This is a genomic window from Nitrospinota bacterium (assembly GCA_035528715.1).
GTDB lineage: Bacteria > JADFOP01 > JADFOP01 > DATKYB01 > DATKYB01 > DATKYB01.
The window spans coordinates 1-3,123 of the sequence record DATKYB010000142.1; the positions used below are offsets into that span (position 1 = coordinate 1).

A 3,123-nucleotide genomic window follows, 5' to 3' on the forward strand; every position below is an offset into this window, starting at 1 on the left:
AACATTATAAGAGGACATAACTCCCCTGATTGCTATTTAGGCCATATTGGGGGAGACGATTTTGTATTTATCGTCCCTCCTCATCTTGCAGATGATACCTGTAAACAGATTATCAAGAATTTTGAACTAATTATACCTACCTTTTATGACGAAGAGGATAGGATAAGAGGATATATCGATTCAATAGACCGTCAAAAAAATAGACTCCGTTTTCCTATAATGACGATATCGATTGCTGTGGTTTCAAATGAAAAGAAGAAGATAAAGCATTACGGAGAAATCAGCGAAATTGCTTCACGATTGAAAAAACATGCGAAAAGCCTGAAAGGAAGTAACTATGTCAAAGATAGGAGAAAATAGTTAATCTTTTTTCTCTTTCTCTTTCTTTTCATCTATCTCTGAAGTTACTTTTATCTCGTTTTCCACCTCTTTAGTGGACTTTCTGAAGTTTCTGATTCCCTTTCCCAAACCGCTTCCTATCTCTGGGAGCTTTCCTGCTCCAAAGATAATAAGGATAATTATCAGGATGATTATTAATTCTGGCATCCCAAGACCACCGATCATTATATTCTCCTCCTAAAATATCTTTAAATTTCTTAAAAGCAACCTAACTGACAGCCGATAATCTTAATATCGAGTCTGTTGGCAACCTTACCAATCTCTTCTACATCTGCCCCTGTTTCCTCAGCAATCTTAAAAGCCCTGGAACAGGAGAGTTTCCCATTCTCCAAGGCCTCTTTTACCTTCTCTTCCAAGCCCTCTGTCACTGCTTTCATCCCCTCATAAAATTTAACCCTTTTCAATATATCATAATAAAGCAATAAGTCAAATGATAATTTGTTGTTACTGGTCATATCAAATGAGAAAAATGGTCAGATCAAGTGAGAAAAAAGAGGGAAGTAGCGGGAATTCTCCGGAATACTTGAATTATAAGGATTTGTAGAGAAAATTATGAGGAGATTTAGAAAAGGCGTCAAATAAAAGTTTATCAAATCAAATGGCAAAAATTATCAAATCAAATGGCAAAAGTGACTGGGTGGTTTTCCTTGTAGTTGGCGGTTAAATTTCCAAAATACTATTACTGTTCGAAACATATAACCAAGATGCAATGGCCAGTATAAGGCGCGGCGGCTTTTTGCCGTGGCCCTTAATGCTGATGTTATGTTTTTGTAGTAAACAACCTACGATTTTTTAGCTTCTTTTGAAGGTGTATCTGGATCAACAGGCAAATTTATATATCTATAGGTTACATTACCTTTCTCTTTTTTGTCGAAATAATTTCTAATAATATCTTATTCTTGTCCAGTATAAAGCTCAAAAGTAACTTCCCTCGAAGTCATTACTACAGTGCCCTGCAAAATTCTTTCTTCGTTTGGTACTTCATTGAATACCCGATGGGCCTGCTGAATACCTAAATCGAATATCCGTTCATATGGAATATCTGTATCGGACATAAGAGGTAGATCAGTAGCAAAGATTATAGCGACCCTATCTCTGCCGGTTGCCTGCTGGTTATCAATTTCAACTCTAATCCTTGATGGATTTAAAGAGTCTCTTGCCGGCACTCTTTCTATATCTGCCACAGTCCATTCACCCCTAATAATCCCTTCAAGTTGATCAAGGCGATGATTTATTCTTTCTCTGTCTTCACCGTTTGGCATTGATACCTCCTAGTCATTTTAAGTATCCAAACATAACAATTAATAGACGAGGTTCTTTATTAAAGCATTTTTAATATTATCTCGAAAAAAGTTGAAATAGTCAAGTCAGTTAATAATGAAGATTTGGAATCTTAAAAATTCTTGATCAGGAGCTTTTTGCGGGTTTTTGCAATGGAAAGTATAAAAAAGCCCGGTGGCAAAAATTATCAAATCAAATGGCAAAAGTGGCTGGATGGCCGGCTTTCCCTGTAGTCGGCCCTCAAAAGTTCTTGATTGGGGCCTCTTAAGTTCTCAAGGGAGATTGCCGATAAGGTAAAAAAATCTAAATTTTTTAATTTAAAGGTTATTTTCCAAATGGAAAAGATAGAACAGAAAGAGAGACGTCGAGCACCAAGAACAGTTTTGGGATCTGCTCTTGTTGATTTGTATTCACACGAGAAGCCATCTATAGCAGAACTTCGAGGAAAAATCTGTGATATTTCTCGTGTAGGAATAAAATTTAGTTCCAACAAATCCTATATAGAAGAATCGATAATTGATTTAGATCTTTTATTACCGAACTTTATTCAATTTGCCAATATTTTTGGTAGAGTAGTACGCTGTGAACAGAAAGATAATGCTGAGTTCTACACTGCTGTAGAATTTGAAGAAGATTTGTACCGACAATTTCTCGTAGAAAATTACATAAGAATTATGAAATTGTGGGATGAGCAATTCAATAGACTATAAAGATAAAGGATAAAAAAGGAGTTTAAGGGGTGAAGATTGAATCTATTATGACCTCTAAAGTGGTCACGGTAAAAATGGATGATTCTTTACGGCATACCAGAAGCCTCTTTAATAAGTATAAGTTTCATCATCTTCTGGTTGTTGAGGGCAGAAAACTTGTTGGTATTGTATCTGACAGAGATCTGCTTAGAGAGTTAAGCCCCTTTTTGGGTAAGATTTCTAGTCAGCCACGTGACTTGGCTATATTCAATAAGAGGGTTCATCAGATTATGAGTCATAAGCCTATAACAGTGAAAAAGGAAGAAGAAGCGAAAGATTCCTGTCGTTTATTACTTGAACACAACATATCCTGTCTGCCAGTTATTGATTCTCAGGGTAATGTTGAAGGGATTGTAACCTGGAGAGATATATTTAATGTCTTACTTGGAGAAAAAAAATAAATTCTTTGACCTAAATGTAATTTGTCAGATAGTACGCAAAAAAATGGCTGGTTGATGTAGTTTATCAAATCAAATGGCAAAAGTGGCTGGCTGGCCAGGATTTCCTTGTAGTCGGCGTTGAAAACTCTCGAATGAGAGCAAATCAAGTGGTAGAAATAGAGTTGAAATATTACCTGTGTTGCTGGCGACCGAAATCTTCTTTAAAAATCCGAAGTCGCCGGATTCTCGGGCCCGATGAGATATGATTCTTAAAATATTAATTAATTTTTAAATACGGTTTAAACTTTTCTTGA

Annotated in this window: 6 protein-coding genes; 3 read left to right on the forward strand and 3 right to left on the reverse strand. The window is 36.0% G+C overall.

The window, feature by feature from the left end:
- Positions 1-360 (forward strand): diguanylate cyclase response regulator (locus VMW81_10000; GenBank protein ID HUU51271.1); only part of this gene is annotated, 360 nt, incomplete at its 5' end.
- Here the strand turns inward: VMW81_10000 and tatA are convergent.
- From tatA to VMW81_10015, 3 genes are all read right to left on the reverse strand, one after another.
- Entirely contained in the window at positions 361-564 is a 204-nt protein-coding gene (gene tatA / locus VMW81_10005; GenBank protein ID HUU51272.1) for a twin-arginine translocase TatA/TatE family subunit, read from the reverse strand.
- A gap of 32 nt (positions 565-596) precedes the next feature.
- Positions 597-776 carry a hypothetical protein gene (locus VMW81_10010; GenBank protein HUU51273.1) on the reverse strand — a complete coding sequence of 60 codons (180 nt, stop codon included), beginning with the start codon at positions 774-776 and terminating at the stop codon, positions 597-599.
- 516 nt (positions 777-1,292) lie between these two features.
- Positions 1,293-1,661: a hypothetical protein gene (locus VMW81_10015; GenBank protein ID HUU51274.1), complete on the reverse strand. Its 369-nt coding sequence runs from the start codon at positions 1,659-1,661 to the stop codon at positions 1,293-1,295.
- A 354-nt stretch (positions 1,662-2,015) separates the two neighbouring features.
- Here VMW81_10015 and VMW81_10020 point away from each other — a divergent pair, with 354 nt between their 5' ends.
- Positions 2,016-2,390, forward strand: coding sequence for a PilZ domain-containing protein (locus VMW81_10020; protein HUU51275.1), 375 nt, complete (start codon positions 2,016-2,018; stop codon positions 2,388-2,390).
- Positions 2,391-2,419: 29 nt separating this feature from the next.
- Positions 2,420-2,830, forward strand: coding sequence for a CBS domain-containing protein (locus VMW81_10025; GenBank protein HUU51276.1), 411 nt, complete (start codon positions 2,420-2,422; stop codon positions 2,828-2,830).
- Positions 2,831-3,123 lie beyond the last annotated feature (293 nt).